At 62.8% G+C, this 14702-nt stretch carries 14 protein-coding genes; 6 read left to right on the top strand and 8 right to left on the bottom strand.

Annotation, left to right across the window (positions count from 1 at the left end):
• Positions 1–246: 246 nt before the first annotated feature.
• From BLQ55_RS20170 to msuE, 5 genes are all read right to left on the bottom strand, one after another.
• Positions 247–1095: an amidohydrolase family protein gene (locus tag BLQ55_RS20170; protein ID WP_092203565.1), complete on the bottom strand. Its 849-nt coding sequence runs from the start codon at positions 1093–1095 to the stop codon at positions 247–249.
• Positions 1092–2222, bottom strand: a complete 1131-nt coding sequence (gene ssuD / locus BLQ55_RS20175) for an FMNH2-dependent alkanesulfonate monooxygenase (protein WP_092203567.1) — start codon at positions 2220–2222, stop codon at positions 1092–1094. The genes BLQ55_RS20170 and ssuD overlap by 4 nt, the downstream gene beginning before the upstream one ends.
• Before the next feature lie 127 nt (positions 2223–2349).
• A complete protein-coding gene (locus BLQ55_RS20180; protein ID WP_092256295.1) occupies positions 2350–3453 on the bottom strand; it encodes a sigma-54 interaction domain-containing protein in 1104 nt (367 codons plus the stop codon).
• Between the two features lie 8 nt (positions 3454–3461).
• Positions 3462–4649 (bottom strand): acyl-CoA dehydrogenase family protein, encoded by a 1188-nt coding sequence (locus BLQ55_RS20185; RefSeq protein ID WP_092203571.1) that lies wholly within the window; start codon positions 4647–4649, stop codon positions 3462–3464.
• Positions 4650–4708: 59 nt separating this feature from the next.
• Positions 4709–5272 (bottom strand): FMN reductase, encoded by a 564-nt coding sequence (gene msuE / locus BLQ55_RS20190; protein WP_092203573.1) that lies wholly within the window; start codon positions 5270–5272, stop codon positions 4709–4711.
• Between the two features lie 139 nt (positions 5273–5411).
• Here msuE and BLQ55_RS20195 point away from each other — a divergent pair, with 139 nt between their 5' ends.
• Entirely contained in the window at positions 5412–5810 is a 399-nt protein-coding gene (locus BLQ55_RS20195; protein ID WP_256326619.1) for a YceK/YidQ family lipoprotein, read from the top strand.
• Between the two features lie 42 nt (positions 5811–5852).
• Here the strand turns inward: BLQ55_RS20195 and BLQ55_RS20200 are convergent, their stop codons facing one another.
• Positions 5853–6722 carry an NmrA/HSCARG family protein gene (locus BLQ55_RS20200; RefSeq protein ID WP_092256302.1) on the bottom strand — a complete coding sequence of 290 codons (870 nt, stop codon included), beginning with the start codon at positions 6720–6722 and terminating at the stop codon, positions 5853–5855.
• Positions 6723–6864: 142 nt separating this feature from the next.
• Here BLQ55_RS20200 and BLQ55_RS20205 point away from each other — a divergent pair, with 142 nt between their 5' ends.
• On the top strand, positions 6865–7740 hold the full coding sequence (locus BLQ55_RS20205) for a LysR family transcriptional regulator (RefSeq protein WP_092203578.1): 876 nt from the start codon (positions 6865–6867) through the stop codon (positions 7738–7740).
• Positions 7741–7747: 7 nt separating this feature from the next.
• Here the strand turns inward: BLQ55_RS20205 and BLQ55_RS20210 are convergent, their stop codons facing one another.
• Positions 7748–8206 (bottom strand): winged helix-turn-helix transcriptional regulator, encoded by a 459-nt coding sequence (locus BLQ55_RS20210; RefSeq protein ID WP_072405025.1) that lies wholly within the window; start codon positions 8204–8206, stop codon positions 7748–7750.
• Positions 8207–8331: 125 nt separating this feature from the next.
• Between BLQ55_RS20210 and BLQ55_RS20215 the strand changes: the two genes are divergently transcribed.
• The gene (locus tag BLQ55_RS20215) at positions 8332–9738 is read left to right on the top strand and encodes an MFS transporter (RefSeq protein ID WP_371128545.1); all 1407 of its coding nucleotides are present in this window, start codon (positions 8332–8334) and stop codon (positions 9736–9738) included.
• On the opposite strand, the gene BLQ55_RS20220 is transcribed toward BLQ55_RS20215, so the two are convergent.
• Positions 9663–10553, bottom strand: a complete 891-nt coding sequence (locus BLQ55_RS20220; protein ID WP_003200706.1) for a LysR family transcriptional regulator — start codon at positions 10551–10553, stop codon at positions 9663–9665. The two genes, BLQ55_RS20215 and BLQ55_RS20220, sit on opposite strands and share 76 nt — an antisense overlap.
• Positions 10554–10721: 168 nt before the next feature.
• On the opposite strand from BLQ55_RS20220, the gene BLQ55_RS20225 reads away from it, so the two are divergent.
• The 3 genes from BLQ55_RS20225 (at position 10722) to BLQ55_RS20235 (ending at position 14618) form a co-directional block, all read left to right on the top strand.
• Positions 10722–11804, top strand: coding sequence for a 4-oxalomesaconate tautomerase (locus tag BLQ55_RS20225; RefSeq protein WP_092256305.1), 1083 nt, complete (start codon positions 10722–10724; stop codon positions 11802–11804).
• Between the two features lie 41 nt (positions 11805–11845).
• A complete protein-coding gene (gene dctA / locus BLQ55_RS20230) occupies positions 11846–13171 on the top strand; it encodes a C4-dicarboxylate transporter DctA (protein ID WP_092256308.1) in 1326 nt (441 codons plus the stop codon).
• A gap of 142 nt (positions 13172–13313) precedes the next feature.
• Positions 13314–14618 (top strand): CitMHS family transporter, encoded by a 1305-nt coding sequence (locus BLQ55_RS20235; RefSeq protein WP_060742757.1) that lies wholly within the window; start codon positions 13314–13316, stop codon positions 14616–14618.
• The last annotated feature ends 84 nt before the right edge of the window (positions 14619–14702 follow it).

Below are 14702 nucleotides of genomic sequence, written 5' to 3' on the forward strand. Positions count from 1 at the left end.
TCGCTATTGGGGGTGGGGGCAGTGAATGGCGGGACGTAGTGTCCACTCCCGGATTGAGCAGATCTGGCTGTGTTGAGGCGATGTGGCTGTCGAGGAAGTTCCTGTGGCGAGGGGATTTATCCCCGCAGGGGCGCGAAGCGGCCCTAAAGACTGGGCACGCGGTGTGTCAGGCCGGTTGAGAGGGACTGCTTCGCAGTCCAGCGGGGATAAATCCCCTCGCCACAAGGTCCAGGTTGTCTGGTCGGCTCAGGTCAACGCAAACAGCCGCCTGGCATTGCCGTGGAAGAACTTCTCCAACACCTCGTCTTTCAACCCCAGTTGCAGGGCGTCTTCGATGCTTTGACGGATCGGTCGGAAGGTGTAGGACGAGCCGAACAGCAACTGGTCGGCCAGGTAGCCGTTGGCCGCTTGCACGTAACCCTCGCTGCCCGGCTGGAACAGGTACATGTCCGGCACCAGGTGAATGTTTTCAAAGCGGAAAGCAACGCCGAGGGCCTGTTGCACGTTGGGCCAGTAGCCGTGGTAGACGACGATCGTCAGGTCCGGGAACGCACGGGCTACGGCCGCCAGGCGTGCCGGGTCGTTGTAGCTCGGGTCCGGGGTGGTCGGCCCACTCATCAGGAACAACGGGATACCGCGCTTTTGCAGGTGTTCGTAGAGCGGCCAGTACAGCGCATCGTCGGGGTGCCGGGCCGGCTCGGCGAAGCCCGGTTCCAGGTCGATGCCGGCCAGGCCCAAGTGATCGATCGCCCGGTCTATTTCCGCCAGGGCGCCTTCGATTCCTTGTAGCACCGGCTCTACCGAGCCGATGCCGATCAGCTCGTCGTGACCCCGAACGATTTCGTGGATGCGCTCATTCGGCAGGTGCTGGCTCGGTGTGTGGCGGCCCACCACCACGGCTTTGTCCAGCCCGGCGTCACGCACCTCGGCGAGAAAACCCTCCGGTGTCAGCGAACGTTCGAAGTGATCGTCCGGGCCGCGAGTGCCGACGCGCCGGTTGAGCCAGCGCGCCACGGCGTGTTCGGGCGAGCCCGGGACCCCGCCGAAGAATGGGTGCAGGTAAGCCGGGCGACAACGCAGGTCGATGACATTCATGCGACTTTCTCCTTGCCGGCGCGAACGTCGAAGGCGCCGCCAGTGAAGGCGCCCTCCACGGTGACCTTGCTTTTGCCCGGTAACAACGGGAACACCAGTTCGGCGAAGCGGTAGGCCTCTTCCAGGTGCGGGTAACCCGAGAGGACGAAGCTGTCGACGCCCAGGTCGGCGTATTCGAGCAGGCGGGCGGCGACGGTTTCCGGATCGCCGACCAGTGCCGTACCGGCACCGCCGCGCACCAGGCCGACACCGGCCCAGAGATTGGGCGCCACTTCCAGCCTGTTGCGGTCGCCGCCGTGCAACGCGGCCATGCGCCGCTGGCCTTCGGAATCCATCTTGACGTAGTTGGCCTGGGCGGCGGCGATGGTGGCGTCGTCGAGGTGGCTGATCAACTCGTCGGCAGCGGCCCAGGCGGCTGCGCTGGTTTCCCGCACGATCACGTGCAGGCGCACGCCGAAGCGCACGCTGCGGCCATGCCTGGCGGCACGAGCGCGCACATCGGCGATCTTCTCGGCCACGGCCGCCGGCGGTTCGCCCCAGGTCAGGTAGGCATCGACATGCTTGGCTGCCAATTCGTGGGCGGCCTCTGATGAACCGCCGAAGTACAGCGGCGGGTGGGGGTGTTGTACGGGCGGGAAGAAGTTCTGGGCGCCACGCACTTTCAGGTGCTTGCCGTCGAAGTCGACGGTTTCGCCCTGGAGCAGGCGGCGCCAAATGGTCAGGAATTCGTCGGAGGCGGCATAGCGCTCGTCGTGCGTGAGGAACACACCGTCGGCTTCCAGTTCGGTGGCGTCGCCGCCGGGTACGACGTTGAGCAGCAGGCGGCCACCACTGGCCTGGTCCAGGCTGGCGGCCTGGCGCGCCGACGCCGTGGGGTTGCCCAGCGAGGTGCGCAGCGCCACCAGCAGCTTGATGCGCTGGGTCACCGGAACCAGGCTGGCGGCGGTCACCCAGGGATCCAGGCAGCTGGCCCCGGTGGGGATCAGCAGGCCATCGTAGCCGAGCTGATCGGCGGCCACGGCGATCTGGCGCATGTAGGCATTGGTCGCCGGTCGGCCACTGTCGGAGTGTCCCAGGTAACGAGTGTCGCCGGAGGTGGGAAGGAACCAGAAAATATCCAGGCTCATGGGGTTTGATCCTTGTGCGGTTGGGCGTATGGAAGGGCGCATGGGCCCTTCCGGCATCGCAACGCTTGGCATGTTGGGGCGTTGTCGGTCACCCACGGGGGCGCCGCATCGCCTGGTTTTAGTGTGCTCAGATCGACAGTTGCAGCGCCCGATCCGGGCGTGTGTGGGTGTCCGGGCGACGTCGATTGACCACCAACTCGCCAATGGCGATCAGGCGTGCTCGCGTGACGTTGCGACTCAGGCCCAGCAAGCTGGCGGTGCGCACCTGGTTGCAGTGGCAGAAGCGGTAGGCGGCGCGCAGCAGGCTGTCTTCGACCTTCTCGTGGAGGCCGCCAGCCTGTTCTTCGAACAACCGGTGGAACGTGCGCAGCAGTTGTTCGTCGGCGCTCTCGCCGAGGGCGGCCTGCGGTGGCTCCTGGCGCTCGATGCGCAGGGACGACAAGCGCAAGTCGTCTTCCTGCACCAGACCGTTGCGGCACACCAGCAGGGTGTGGTGGATGACGTTCTCCAGTTCGCGGATGTTGCCCGGCCAGCTGTAGCCCGCCAGTTTGCGCTCGGCTCCGGAGGTCAGGCGCACTTCGCCGTAGCCCAGGCGGTTGCAGTAGGTCTTGATGAAGTGACGGGTCAGCGGCAGGATGTCGCCGGGCCGTTCACGCAACGGATAGAGTTGCAGGCTGACCACGTCGAGGCGGTAGTACAGGTCTTCGCGGAAGTGGCCGGCGCCGATGGCCTTGTCCAGCTGCACGTTGGTGGCAGCGACCACGCGCACGTTGATCGGGATGCTCTTGCGCGAGCCCAGGCGCACCACCTCGCGCTCCTGCAGCACCCGCAGCAGCTTGACCTGGATGGCCATCGGCAGGTCGCCGATCTCGTCGAGGAACAGTGTGCCGCCGTTGGCTTCCTCGAACCAGCCGGCCTTGGCGGTGAGGGCGCCGGTGAAGGCACCTTTCTCGTGGCCGAACAGCTCCGCCTCCACCAGCGATTCGGAAAAAGCCCCGCAGTTGACGGCGACGAAGGGCCCGGCGCGACGGCCGCTGAGGTTGTGGATGTGACGTGCGACCAGCTCCTTGCCCGTGCCGGTCTCGCCAATGATCAGGACGCTGGCCTCGCTGGGGGCGACCTGTTGCACGTGGGCGAGCAGCGCCTGCGATCTAGGGTCTTCGAAGACCTGTGCGGTCGCCCGGATCGAGGTAGCCAGTGTCGGCGAAGGGGGGAGAGTCAGCAGTTGCATGGGCATCCCTATGAGTAGAAGGAGGGGGTGGGGCGCGTCTGGTTCAGTGCCCATTCACCCAGTTCGTGGAGTTTGTAATCCACGGGGTCGTGCAGGCTCTGGGTGCGCAGGTTGCGCCAATGGCGGTCGAGGCGCAGCGAAGCATGGGTGGCGCGGGCGCCGGTGACTTCGAACAGGCGGCTACAGATATCCAGGCCGGTGCGTACGGCGGCGACTTTGGCGGTGGCGATGGACAGCGCCAGTTGGGCGCGTTCTTCGGCACCCAGGGCGTGGCCCTTGTGCCAGGCCTCATCCAACTGGTCGGCGGCGCGTTCCACCAGCAGTCGCACACTTTCCAGGCCGACCCAGAACTCGCCGTAGTGGCGCAACACATAAGGGTCTTCACTGACATGCTGGGCCTTGGAACGGAACCACGGACGGCCTTCCTTGAGGGTGTAGTGCCGGGCTTCTTCCAAGGCGCCTTCGGCAATACCGAGGAAGATGTGGGAGAAATGCAATTGCGCGATCAGCGGACGCAGGCAGGCGAAGGGCGTACTCAAGGGGCCGGGGTCGAGCAGCAATTCGTTCTCTTCTACCCGCACCCGTTCGAAAGTGGCACTGCCGCTGTCGGTCTGGCGTTGGCCCATATTGTCCCAATCGCCGTGCAGGGTGATGCCGGTGCGGCCACTGGGGATCGCGGCGATCAGCAGTTTGCCGCCAGCGCTTTCGTCGATGGCCGAGGCGATCAGCATTTCCGAGTCGCTGGCACCGGAGCAGAAGCTCTTCTTGCCGGAGAATTCGCGCCAGCCGTCGAAGGTCTTGACCACGGTACGGGTGTCCAGTGGGTTCAGCGCGTTGCCCCAGAACCAGTTCTTGCGGGCAGTCTGTTCGAACCAGGGTTGCCACTGATCGGGACGCGAGAACAGGCGCACGGTGGCCAGCATCAGGTGCTGAAAACCGAAGACGTGGGCGATGGAACTGTCCACCTTGGCGAACTCGCGCACCACGCCAAGGGTTTCGCTCCAACTGGCCCCGAGACCACCGAACTGGGTGGGAATGCTCAAGGCCAGCAGACCGCTCTGGCGTATGGCATCGCGTTGCAGTTTGGGCGTGCCGCCGGCCTCGTCGCGCTCGACGGCGGTTTCGGCGAACTCCGCAGCCAGGCGGCGGGCGGTCTGCAGCGGCGTCAGCACGGTGGGTTGTGGTTGGATTCTCATGCGATGTCCCTCGCAAAAACGCCTTCCAGGCAGATGCAATCGTGATTCATGCGGGCTCCTCAGGCGATCTTGCGCAAGGCGTGCGCCTGGCCGGCAAACAGGCGAGCGGCGCGTGCGGCCGCCAGCTCGATGCGCGACTGCAAGGTCGCATTGACGATGCGGTAGTCGGCAAAATCGGTCTCGCTGGCGTACACGCCGATGGGCAGGGTGAGCGACTGGAAGAAGCTGAACAGCGGGCGCAACTGGTGATCGAGGACCAGGGCATGGCGTTCGCTGCCACCGGTGGCGGCCAGCAGTACCGGCGTGTTGATCAGGGCGTCCTGGCCGACCAGATCGAACAAATGCTTGAACAGGCCCGGATAGGTGCCGCGATAGACCGGCGCGGCCACCACCAGCAAATCGGCAGACTCGATCAGGCGCAGTTCGTGCTCGACGGTTTCCGGAAGCTCCTTGCGCCACAGCGCACTGCCCAACGGACGGGCGATGTTGCCCAGTTCGATCAAGTGGGTGTCGATGACCAGATGCTGACCGAGCTCGCCCAGGATGGCTTCGGTCAATGCCAGTGTGCGCGAGGGGCGGGCGGTACCGCCGGAGACGGCGACGACTTTCAGTGGAGTGCTCATCCTAGGTGTTCCTGTTGGACTGTTGATCGAGGTACATAGGCTTGAGCAAGGGCCGTACCAACGCGAAAAGCCCAGCGTTTACTGGGCTTCGCGGGGAAGGGAGGGGGCGTAACTGTTGGTCTGGCGGATGAATTGTTGAATGGCTGTTGCCCAGGCAACAACCGAGCCGCTGTTTCTGGGGCAACAGTCTTCAGTGGCAACAGTCTTCACCCCTACAGGTCGTCCGCCATCGATGCTACAGTCCCGTCTTTGCAGGGGAGCGCGCGTCATGCGGATCGTGGTATTGGCTTTGACGATGGCGCTGCTGGCGGGATGCGCGACGGCCAACGAAACCTTTGGCATGGGGCAAATGTGCGGCCTTCATCCGTACTGCGGTGCAGCTACCGATATCGAGATCATCAAGGGCTCGACGAACGATAACGATGTGTATTCTCGCGCGTTGGCACCGTTTGCAATCGTTGACCTGCCTTTCAGTGTCGTGGCCGATACGTTGATTCTGCCCTATACGATCTTTCATATGAGGCCCGCGGAGGAGTAGGCCTCTCTGAATGATTCGAACCCGCTCCCTCGCCCCAGGGATTTAAACCCCTGCGACAGCCTCGCGAACGAAGTCTTCATAGGTGCGCAGCGGGCGTCCAAGAATCGCCTGGAGCCGTTCCACGGTGCCTTCAGCGGCCTGCATGCCAAACGTCTGGATACCGGACATCATCAAGCACATGTCATAAGCCAGCCAGGCAGGGCCATGCGCAGCCAACTGTGCTTCGAAGGCGACCACATCGTCACCGCCGTAGGCGATCTCGCGACCCAGGGCGGCGCTCCAGATTTTCGCCACGGCGGTACCGGTCAGTGCGTGCGGGCCGACCAATTCCAGGGTGACCCGGTCCAGGGCCGAAGGTGCCTTGTCGCGACGCAGCAACTCGGCAGCGGCGATATCGGCGATGTCCCGGGTATCGATCATCGACACGCCCGCCGAGCCGATCGGCATCGGGTACACCGAGTAATCCTGAATCGTCTGCCGGACCATGAATTCGTTTTGCATGAAGTAAGCCGGGCGCAGGATGGTCGCCGGGATGTCGAGGCTTTCGATCATGCGCTCGACCGTGTGCTTGCCGGTGAAGTGCGGCACGTAGGTGAACTTGTCGGCATGGATCACTGACAGGTAGACGATGCGCTCGATGCTGGCTTCGCGAGCGAGGTTCAAGGTGATGAGGGCTTGTGTCACCTCGTCGGGCGTCACGGCGTTGAGCAGGAACAGCGTACGCACCGATGCCAGTGCGCTGCGCAGCGAAGGGACGTCGGTGAGGTCGGCGACGACTTCAGTGACGCCCACCGGGAAACTGCCCTTGCCCGGCTGGCGCACGAGGGCCTTGACCTCGGCGCCTGCGTTGGCGAGGCGTTGAATGATGAGTGAACCGAGGGTGCCCGTGGCACCGGTAACGAGAATGCTCATTTTGAATCTCCTGCAAAGGGTGGATGAGTTAGAAAGTCCGCTAGGACCTTGTCGGCCCGTTGCGATGGAGAAACGATAGGGTGTTGCAGGAATAAATCGAAGACACCAGGATGTAGACACTCCGTTGCAAAAGTGGAACACCATGAACCTGAACGCACTGATCGATTTCACCCTCGTGGCCACGAACGAGGGGTTGGGCAAGGCAAGCCGTGCCAGCGGAATATCCAAGGCGACCTTGTCGCGCCGCATCGCCGACCTCGAGGAGCAATTGGGGGTCCGGCTGATCGAACGCAGCGCCCGCGGCCTGAAGCTCACCGAGGCCGGTGCGCTGCTGATGGCCAGGGCCGAAGGGCCGTTGGCCGAGGTGGCCGAAGCCATGGCGGCGGCGAAGGAGGGTGTATCGACGCCGCGCGGACGCTTGCGTGTCGCGGCTCCGGTCCTGTTCTCGCAGCTTGCGATGGGACGCATCGGCGCAGCGTTTTGCGCGGCTTACCCTGACGTCACGATCGAGGTCATTGCGGAGGACCGCGTGGTCGATCTCGTCGAGGAGCAATTCGATGTCGCCATCCGGATCAACCCCGGCCCGGACAGCGATTTGGTCGGTCGCTGTTTCGCCAAGGACCGGCTGGTGGTGGTGGCCGCCCCTGAACTGCCGATGCCTGCACCCGGCGCCATCCGCTCGGTTCCCGGCATTGTGGCGTCCGGTTTCGAGCCCACCCAGTGGACACTGGACGGCGGCCACTTGGTCCTGGAACCGATCCCCAGGCTGCGGTTCTCTTCGTTCCTGATGATCCGCGATGCGGCCATCGCCGGTGGAGGGGCGGCCCTTATCCCGCAGTCGATGGCATGGAGCCAGTTGGCCAGTGGCGAATTGGTCCAGTGGGGCACGGTATCGGGGAAAGAAGCCGAACTCTGGGTCTTGCACACGTCCCGGCGACTTGCTGCGCCAAAGGTGCGGGCCTTTGTCGATTTCATGTGTGCCAGGTACCCGGACATGTCCCTGGTTTTGCAGGGATAAAAAACGCTCACGTCAGGTCGTCGGTCATGAGCCTCACCCTGTGGCAATCGGTCGGCCCGAGTTTTTGACCGCTTGCCGAGCGCACCTCCATCGGCATGAGCGCTTGCCCGGACGCGTTGTCCAACAGCACGGAACGGGTTTCCCCCGGCTCGAACAGGAAACGTTCGCCCCACTGCCGCAGGCTGACCACCACCGGAAAGATCTCCCGGCCTTTCTCTGTCAGGACGTACTCCTTGTAGGCGCTCCCATCCGAGGCGGGTCGAATGTCGAATACGCCGGCCTCGACCAAGGCTTTGAGTCGCGAAGCCAGAATGTTCTTGGCCACGCCCAGGCTCTTTTGAAATTCGCTGAATCGACGGATGTCGTCGAATGCGTCGCGGATGATCATCAGCGACCAGCGATCACCCATCACATCCAGTGTCCTGGCGACCGGGCATTCGTTGTTTTGCGATGAAGCGGTTTCCATTTTATTGACCCTCTGGAAAGCATTGCCAAGTTGGCCGGAATTTTGTGGTTGCAAATTGAAACCTGATCAAGCAACAATCCATACAGGTTTTTAATTGAAACCAGTTTAGCGCCAAGGAGACGTGCATGACAGCAGAGGCCGACTGTTTCACCCAGCAGCCTTCGGGAAATCAGGGTGGCGAGGGAGCTTGCTCTCGCCGGCCTGTAGGAGCTGACGAGCGAAGCGAGGCTACGATCTTTCCCTCGACGCTTGAGTCCCAAGCGAAAGATCAAAAGATCGCAGCCTTCGGCAGCTCCTACACGGGGTCATCGGGGCTTTCGCCGTCGCTCACGTTATTGTTTTCCGTGACCTGCGCACTGGCCGTCGCCAATGTCTACTTTGCCCAGCCCTTGCTTGCCTCGATGGCCGAGAGCTTGGGCGTCGCTTCCGGATTGATCGGGGGGGTGGTGACGGCCACGCAGGTGGGGTACGCGCTGGGGTTGCTGTTCATCGTCCCGCTGGGGGACAGGGTCGACCGTAAACGGCTGGTTTTCGCGCAATTGGCGTTGTCTGCCATCGCGCTGGCGGCCGTCGGCGCAGCCCAGCATTGGTTGGCTTTGCTGGGCGCCATGGTCGTGATGGGGTTGCTGGCGGTGGTCGTCCAAGTGCTGGTGGCCTATGCCGCCGTGCTGTCCTCGCCCTCCCAACGGGGACAGACCGTGGGCACCGTCACCAGTGGCGTTGTCCTGGGGATTCTCCTGGCGCGGTTTACCTCCGGGGCGATCGCCGACCTGGCGGGCTGGCGCGGGGTTTATTTCGTGTCCTCGGGCTTGATGCTGACCATCGCGGCAGTGTTCTGGGCCGTGGTGCCTGCCGTTGTGTCGCCCCGTCACCGGCAGCCCTACCTGGCGCTTATCCGTTCACTGTTCGTGCTGTTCGTGACCGAGCCGGTGCTACGGACCAGGGGCCTGCTGGCCTTGCTGACCTTTGCCGCTTTTTCGGTGTTGTGGACTGCGATGGTGCTGCCGTTGAGCGCCGCGCCGCTGTCACTTTCACACACGGCCATCGGCCTGTTTGGCCTGGCGGGTGTCGCCGGTGCCCTGGCGGCCAGAAGCGCCGGTCGTTGGGCCGATCAAGGTTTTGGACAACGGGTGACCGGTTTGTCGCTGGGGCTCCTGACGTTCTCTTGGCTGCCCATCGCATTTACCGAGAGCTCCCTGATCGCACTGGTCTGCGGCGTGGTGCTACTCGACTTCGCCGTACAAGCCGTGCACGTCACCAACCAGAGCCTGATTTTCGCCGCGAGGCCCGACGCCCAGAGTCGCATGGTCGGTGCGTACATGTGTTTCTACTCGGTGGGTAGCGCGCTGGGAGCGGCCGCCGCGACCCAGGTCTATGCGCTGTGGGGCTGGATGGCAGTCAGCCTGCTGGGCGCCTCGATCAGCCTCGCCGCGTTGGTGGCCTGGAGACGCTCGCTTCATTGCGGCCACTGCTCAAGCAGGATCGAGACGAATTTCTCCGCGGCCGGGGAGAGCGATGCGCCCCGGCGGTAAACCAGGCCCAGGGAGCGGTTTACCACCGGCTCGATCAGCGGCACGCTGACCAGGGTTGGATGATCCCCGGCCGGCATGGCCAGGCTGGGCATCGCCGACACGCCCAGGCCGGCCTCTACCAGTCCCAGCGACGTAGACAAGTGCTGCACTTCGTAGAACCACTGCGGGCGCCAGCTCAGGCCCGACAGCGCGTGGTCCAGCAGCATGCGGTTGCCGCTCAGGCGCCCGACCCCGATCAGCCGGTAGTCGCTGAGTTCCGACCAGGTGACCGCACTGCGTTCAGCCAGTTCATGGTCGCGTCGGCAGGCCAGCACAAAGGGTTCGTTGACCAGGGGCACGAATTCGATGTCCGGGTGCTGGCCGCTCATCATATTGATGCCGAAGTCGGCTTCGCCGCGCAGCACGGCTTCGAGCCCTTCGTTGGCGCTGAGGTCGAGCAGGCGGATGCGGATTTTCGGGTAGCGCTCGTTGTAGAGGCGGATCACCGAAGGCAGGAAATAGAACGCCGCCGTGGGGATGCACGCCAAGGTCACCCGGCCGATCTGTCGCTCCGCCAGCTCGCGGATGTTGAGAATCGAGTCGTCGAAATCATCCAGCAGGCGCCGCGCCTTGGGCAGGAAGTCACGGCCGACACTCGTCAGGCTGACCTTGCGGGTCGTGCGATCAAGCAAAGCGGTTCCCAGGCCTTCCTCGAGTTTTTTCATCCGTCGGCTCAGGGCCGGTTGTGACAGATGCAGCGCATCGGCAGCTTCGTGGAAACTGCCCAGTTCGGCGATTTTCACGAAAGATCGTATGTCCTGGAGCTCATATTCCATGTTCTACCTCACCGGAGAGGGGGATGCGCGGTGCAAATCATCGTAAATTAATTCATTTGTGAAACGCAATAATCTCTCTGATCTTTGCATTGGAAACACTTTTCAAATTTTGCCACTCTTGTGTCCAGAGCATCAATTATTCAGATTGATCAACAAGAGTTAGTGAACATGCAGCGAATTCCTTGTGTGCTAATGCGCGGCGGTACGTCCAAAGGCCCGGTGTTCCTCGCCTGGGATCTGCCGGTCGCCATCGCCGAACGTGACGAGCTGCTGCTCAACCTGATGGGCTCCGGCCACGAGCTGGAAATCGACGGCATCGGTGGTGGCAGCCCACAAACCAGCAAAGTGGCGATCGTCAGCCCATCGCTGCACCCAGACGCGGATGTCGATTATTTGTTCGTCCAGGTCATGGTTTCCCAGCGTCGGGTCGATACCGCCCCCAACTGCGGCAACATGCTCTGCGCCGTCGGCCCCTTTGCCATCGAGCAGGGGCTGGTCAAGCCTTCCGGCGACCTGACCCGGGTGCGCATTCGCAACCTCAACACCGGGACGTTCGTGAATGCCGAAGTGCAAACCCCGCAAGGCAAGGTCAGCTATGAAGGCGATACCGCCATCGACGGCGTGCCTGGCACCGCCGCTCCGGTACAACTGACGTTTCTCGATGCGGCGGGCAGCAAGACGGGGAAACTCTTCCCGACCGGGCAGACCCAGGACCTGATCGACGGTATCCCGGTGACCTGCATCGACATGGCGATGCCGATGATGATCGTCGAGGCCAGCCAGCTCGGCAAACGCGGTGACGAAAGCCCTGCCGAACTGGACGCCGATAAAGCCTTCCTGCAGCGGCTGGAGTCCTTGCGGCTGAAAGCCGGCCTGGCGATGGGCCTGGGTGATGTCAGCGACAAGGTCATTCCCAAGCCGGTGCTGGTGTCTCCGGCCAAGTCTGGTGGGACGATCCAGGTGCGCTACTTCATGCCGCACAACTGTCACCGCGCCCTGGCGATCACCGGCTCCATCGGCCTGGCCACGGCGTGCGTAACCGAAGGCAGCGTCGTTGCACAGTTGCTCGGCAACGTCAGTAAACCGCGCTTGCAACAGGTTCGGATCGAACACCCAAGCGGCGGTATTGATGTCGTACTGTCCTACACCGGTGAAAAGGGTGAGACCATCCGGGCTTCGGTAGTACGTACCGCGCGCCGGCTTTTCTCGGGTTACGTCTACGCCACGGCGTCCCAACGTCTGGCCGGATAGCCCTGGCCGCCAGGGTCTTTTGCATCAGAACAATTCTAAAAATGGGTGATGCCATGAAAGTTGTTAAATCGCTCTACTTCCAGATCATCTGCGCCGTGCTGCTGGGCGTGGTCGTCGGGCACTTCTGGTCGCAACAGGCAATTGCCTTGAAGCCGCTGGGCGATGCCTTCATCAAGCTGATCAAGATGATGATCGCGCCGGTGGTGTTCTGCACCATTGTCACGGGCATCGCCGGTATGAGCGACAAGCGCTCGCTGGGGCGCTTGTTGAGCAAGACCCTGCTGTTGTTCCTGGCGCTGACGGTGATTAGCCTGATCATCGGCCTGGTGTCGGTCTACCTGTTCAAGCCCGGCGCGGGCATGAACATCGACCCGACGCAGTTGAGCACCCAGGGGTTGTCGCAGTACACCGAGTCCGCCGCGAAACTGAGCGTGGTGGACTTCTTCATGCACATCATTCCCGACACCTTCATCGGCGCCTTCAATAAAGGCGAGGTGCTGCCGGTGCTGTTTATCGCGGTGCTCTGCGGTTTTGCCCTGTCGTCCCTGGGCGAGCGCGGCAAGCCTATGCTGGAGGTCCTGGAATCGGCTTCGCACATGGTGTTCAAGATTTTCTCCTACCTGATGCGTTTCGCTCCGATTGGCGCTTTCGGGGCCTTGGCCTTCACGGTAGGGCAGTACGGCATCACGTCGCTGGGCTCGCTGGCCAAGTTGATCATGACCTTGTACATCGCCTGCGCTTTCTTCGTCTTCGTGGTGTTGGGCAGCCTTTGCCGCGCCCACGGTTTCAGCCTGTGGAAGCTGTTGCGTTACCTGCGTGAAGAGTTCCTGGTGGTGCTCGGCACGTCCTCGACCGAACCGGTAATGCCGCGGATGTTGGAAAAACTCCAGGCCCTGGGGTGCAAGAAAGGGGTCGTGGGGCTGGTGCTGCCGACCGGTTACTCGTTCAACCTCGACGGCACGGCGATCTATCTGTCGCTGGCGGCGATCTTCATTGCCCAGGCCTGCAACATCGACCTGACGCTGACCCAGGTCATCACCATGCTGGCGATCATGCTGCTGTCGTCAAAGGGGGCCGCGGGTGTGACCGGCAGCGGGTTTGTCGCCCTGGCCTCGACCTTGACGGTCATCCACGACATTCCCCTGGCGGGCCTGGCCCTATTGATCGGGATCGACCGATTCATGTCCGAAGCGCGGGCGTTGACCAGCCTGGCGAGCAATGCCGTCGCCACCGTGGTGATCTCCCTCTCGGAGAATGCCTGTGACCGCGAAGTGCTGTTGCAGACCCTGGACGGCAAACCCGTCCTGACACAGACCCCGGCAACGGACTCGAGCTGGGACGGCACAAAGGTCGTCAAACACATCTAGCCGCTCACGGCTGACTCGACAGCACCGCGCAAGCTCACTCGATACCTCTGCGCCAGGCACACTTCAGCGTGTTGCCTGGCGGGTGGGAGGGCGTGCGCCTGGGTGTCTGCCAAGCTACTCATAACAACAAGAGATCTGACATATGCTCGCTTTACTTGGCTTGGCCATGGTGGTGGTCTTCACCTTCCTGATAATGACCAAACGCTTGTCCCCGATCGTCGCCCTGACGGTAGTGCCCATCGTCTTCGCCGTGCTCGGCGGCTTTGGCGGGACCACCGGCAAGATGATGCTGGACGGCCTGAAAATGGTTGCGCCCTCGGCGGCACTGCTGTTGTTCGCGATCCTGTTTTTCGGCCTGATGATCGACGCCGGTCTGTTCGACCCGCTGATCCGCAAGATCCTCAAACGGGTCAATGGCGACCCGATGAAGATCGCCGTGGGCACCGCGCTGCTGTCGCTGTTGGTGGCGCTGGACGGTGACGGTACGACGACCTACATGATCACCTGTGCCGCGATGCTGCCGCTGTACAAGCGCATCGGCATGAACCCGATGATCCTGGCGACCATTTCCATGCTCTCCTTGAGCATCATGAGCGGCATGACCCCTTGGGGCGGCCCGGCGACCCGTGCGATCGCAGCGCTGGGCCTGGATGCCGGTGAGTATTTCGTACCGTTGCTGCCGACCATGATCGGCGGTGCGATGTGGGTGGTGTTCACGGCCTTCCTGCTGGGCCGTGCCGAGCGCAAGCGTATCGGCAACGTCCAGCTGCAAAGCGGTGGCGGTGACTGCTACATCAACGCGATCATCGAGGACACGCCACACAAGCGCCCGAAACTGGCCTACGTCAACCTGCTGCTGGTGGTCGCGGTGATGGTCGCGCTGGTGATGGGGCTCATGCACTCGGCGATTCTGTTCCTGATCGGTTTCGTCCTGGCGCTGATGATCAACTATCCGCAGCTGGATATTCAGAAGGAACGCATTCTCGCCCATTCGGGCAACGCCATGACCGTGGTCCTGCTGGTGTTTGCCGCGGGCATCTTCGCCGGGATCTTCTCCGGAACGAAAATGGTCGATGCCCTGGCACAGACCCTGGTCGATTGGATTCCGCCTTCCTGGGGCCATCTGTTCCCGCTGGTGGTGGCGATTACCAGCATGCCGCTGACCTTCGTATTGTCCAACGATGCCTACTACTTCGGTGTCGTGCCAATCCTGGCCAATGCCGCGGCTGCCTACGGGATCGATCCGGTGGAAATTGCCCGGGCCTCCATTCTCGGCCAGCCGGTGCACCTGATGAGCCCGCTGGTGGCCTCGACCCTGTTGCTGGTGGGCATGGTCGACCGCGACTTGGGCGACTTCCAGAAAGCCACCGTCAAATGGGCGGTGCTCACCTCCCTGGTGATTACCGCGTTGGCCCTGCTGACCGGGGCACTGACGCTGTTTTCCTGATTCACCCGACAACCTTGTTTTCCTGCCTGGCACGCCCCCGCAAGCGGGGGGGCGCAGGCGTGCGCGTCCAATAACAACAACGAG

The sequence above is a fragment of the Pseudomonas sp. NFACC13-1 genome, assembly GCF_900104425.1.
In the GTDB taxonomy this organism is placed as follows: domain Bacteria; phylum Pseudomonadota; class Gammaproteobacteria; order Pseudomonadales; family Pseudomonadaceae; genus Aquipseudomonas; species Aquipseudomonas fluorescens_AA.

Coding starts and splice junctions, on each gene's coding strand:
- BLQ55_RS20170 (WP_092203565.1), bottom strand. CDS start 1,095: ATGAATGTCATCGACCTGCGTTGTCGCCCGGCTTACCTGCACCCATTC.
- ssuD (WP_092203567.1), bottom strand. CDS start 2,222: ATGAGCCTGGATATTTTCTGGTTCCTTCCCACCTCCGGCGACACTCGT.
- BLQ55_RS20180 (WP_092256295.1), bottom strand. CDS start 3,453: ATGCAACTGCTGACTCTCCCCCCTTCGCCGACACTGGCTACCTCGATC.
- BLQ55_RS20185 (WP_092203571.1), bottom strand. CDS start 4,649: ATGAGAATCCAACCACAACCCACCGTGCTGACGCCGCTGCAGACCGCC.
- msuE (WP_092203573.1), bottom strand. CDS start 5,272: ATGAGCACTCCACTGAAAGTCGTCGCCGTCTCCGGCGGTACCGCCCGC.
- BLQ55_RS20195 (WP_256326619.1), top strand. CDS start 5,412: ATGGCTGTTGCCCAGGCAACAACCGAGCCGCTGTTTCTGGGGCAACAG.
- BLQ55_RS20200 (WP_092256302.1), bottom strand. CDS start 6,722: ATGAGCATTCTCGTTACCGGTGCCACGGGCACCCTCGGTTCACTCATC.
- BLQ55_RS20205 (WP_092203578.1), top strand. CDS start 6,865: ATGAACCTGAACGCACTGATCGATTTCACCCTCGTGGCCACGAACGAG.
- BLQ55_RS20210 (WP_072405025.1), bottom strand. CDS start 8,206: ATGGAAACCGCTTCATCGCAAAACAACGAATGCCCGGTCGCCAGGACA.
- BLQ55_RS20215 (WP_371128545.1), top strand. CDS start 8,332: ATGACAGCAGAGGCCGACTGTTTCACCCAGCAGCCTTCGGGAAATCAG.
- BLQ55_RS20220 (WP_003200706.1), bottom strand. CDS start 10,553: ATGGAATATGAGCTCCAGGACATACGATCTTTCGTGAAAATCGCCGAA.
- BLQ55_RS20225 (WP_092256305.1), top strand. CDS start 10,722: ATGCAGCGAATTCCTTGTGTGCTAATGCGCGGCGGTACGTCCAAAGGC.
- dctA (WP_092256308.1), top strand. CDS start 11,846: ATGGGTGATGCCATGAAAGTTGTTAAATCGCTCTACTTCCAGATCATC.
- BLQ55_RS20235 (WP_060742757.1), top strand. CDS start 13,314: ATGCTCGCTTTACTTGGCTTGGCCATGGTGGTGGTCTTCACCTTCCTG.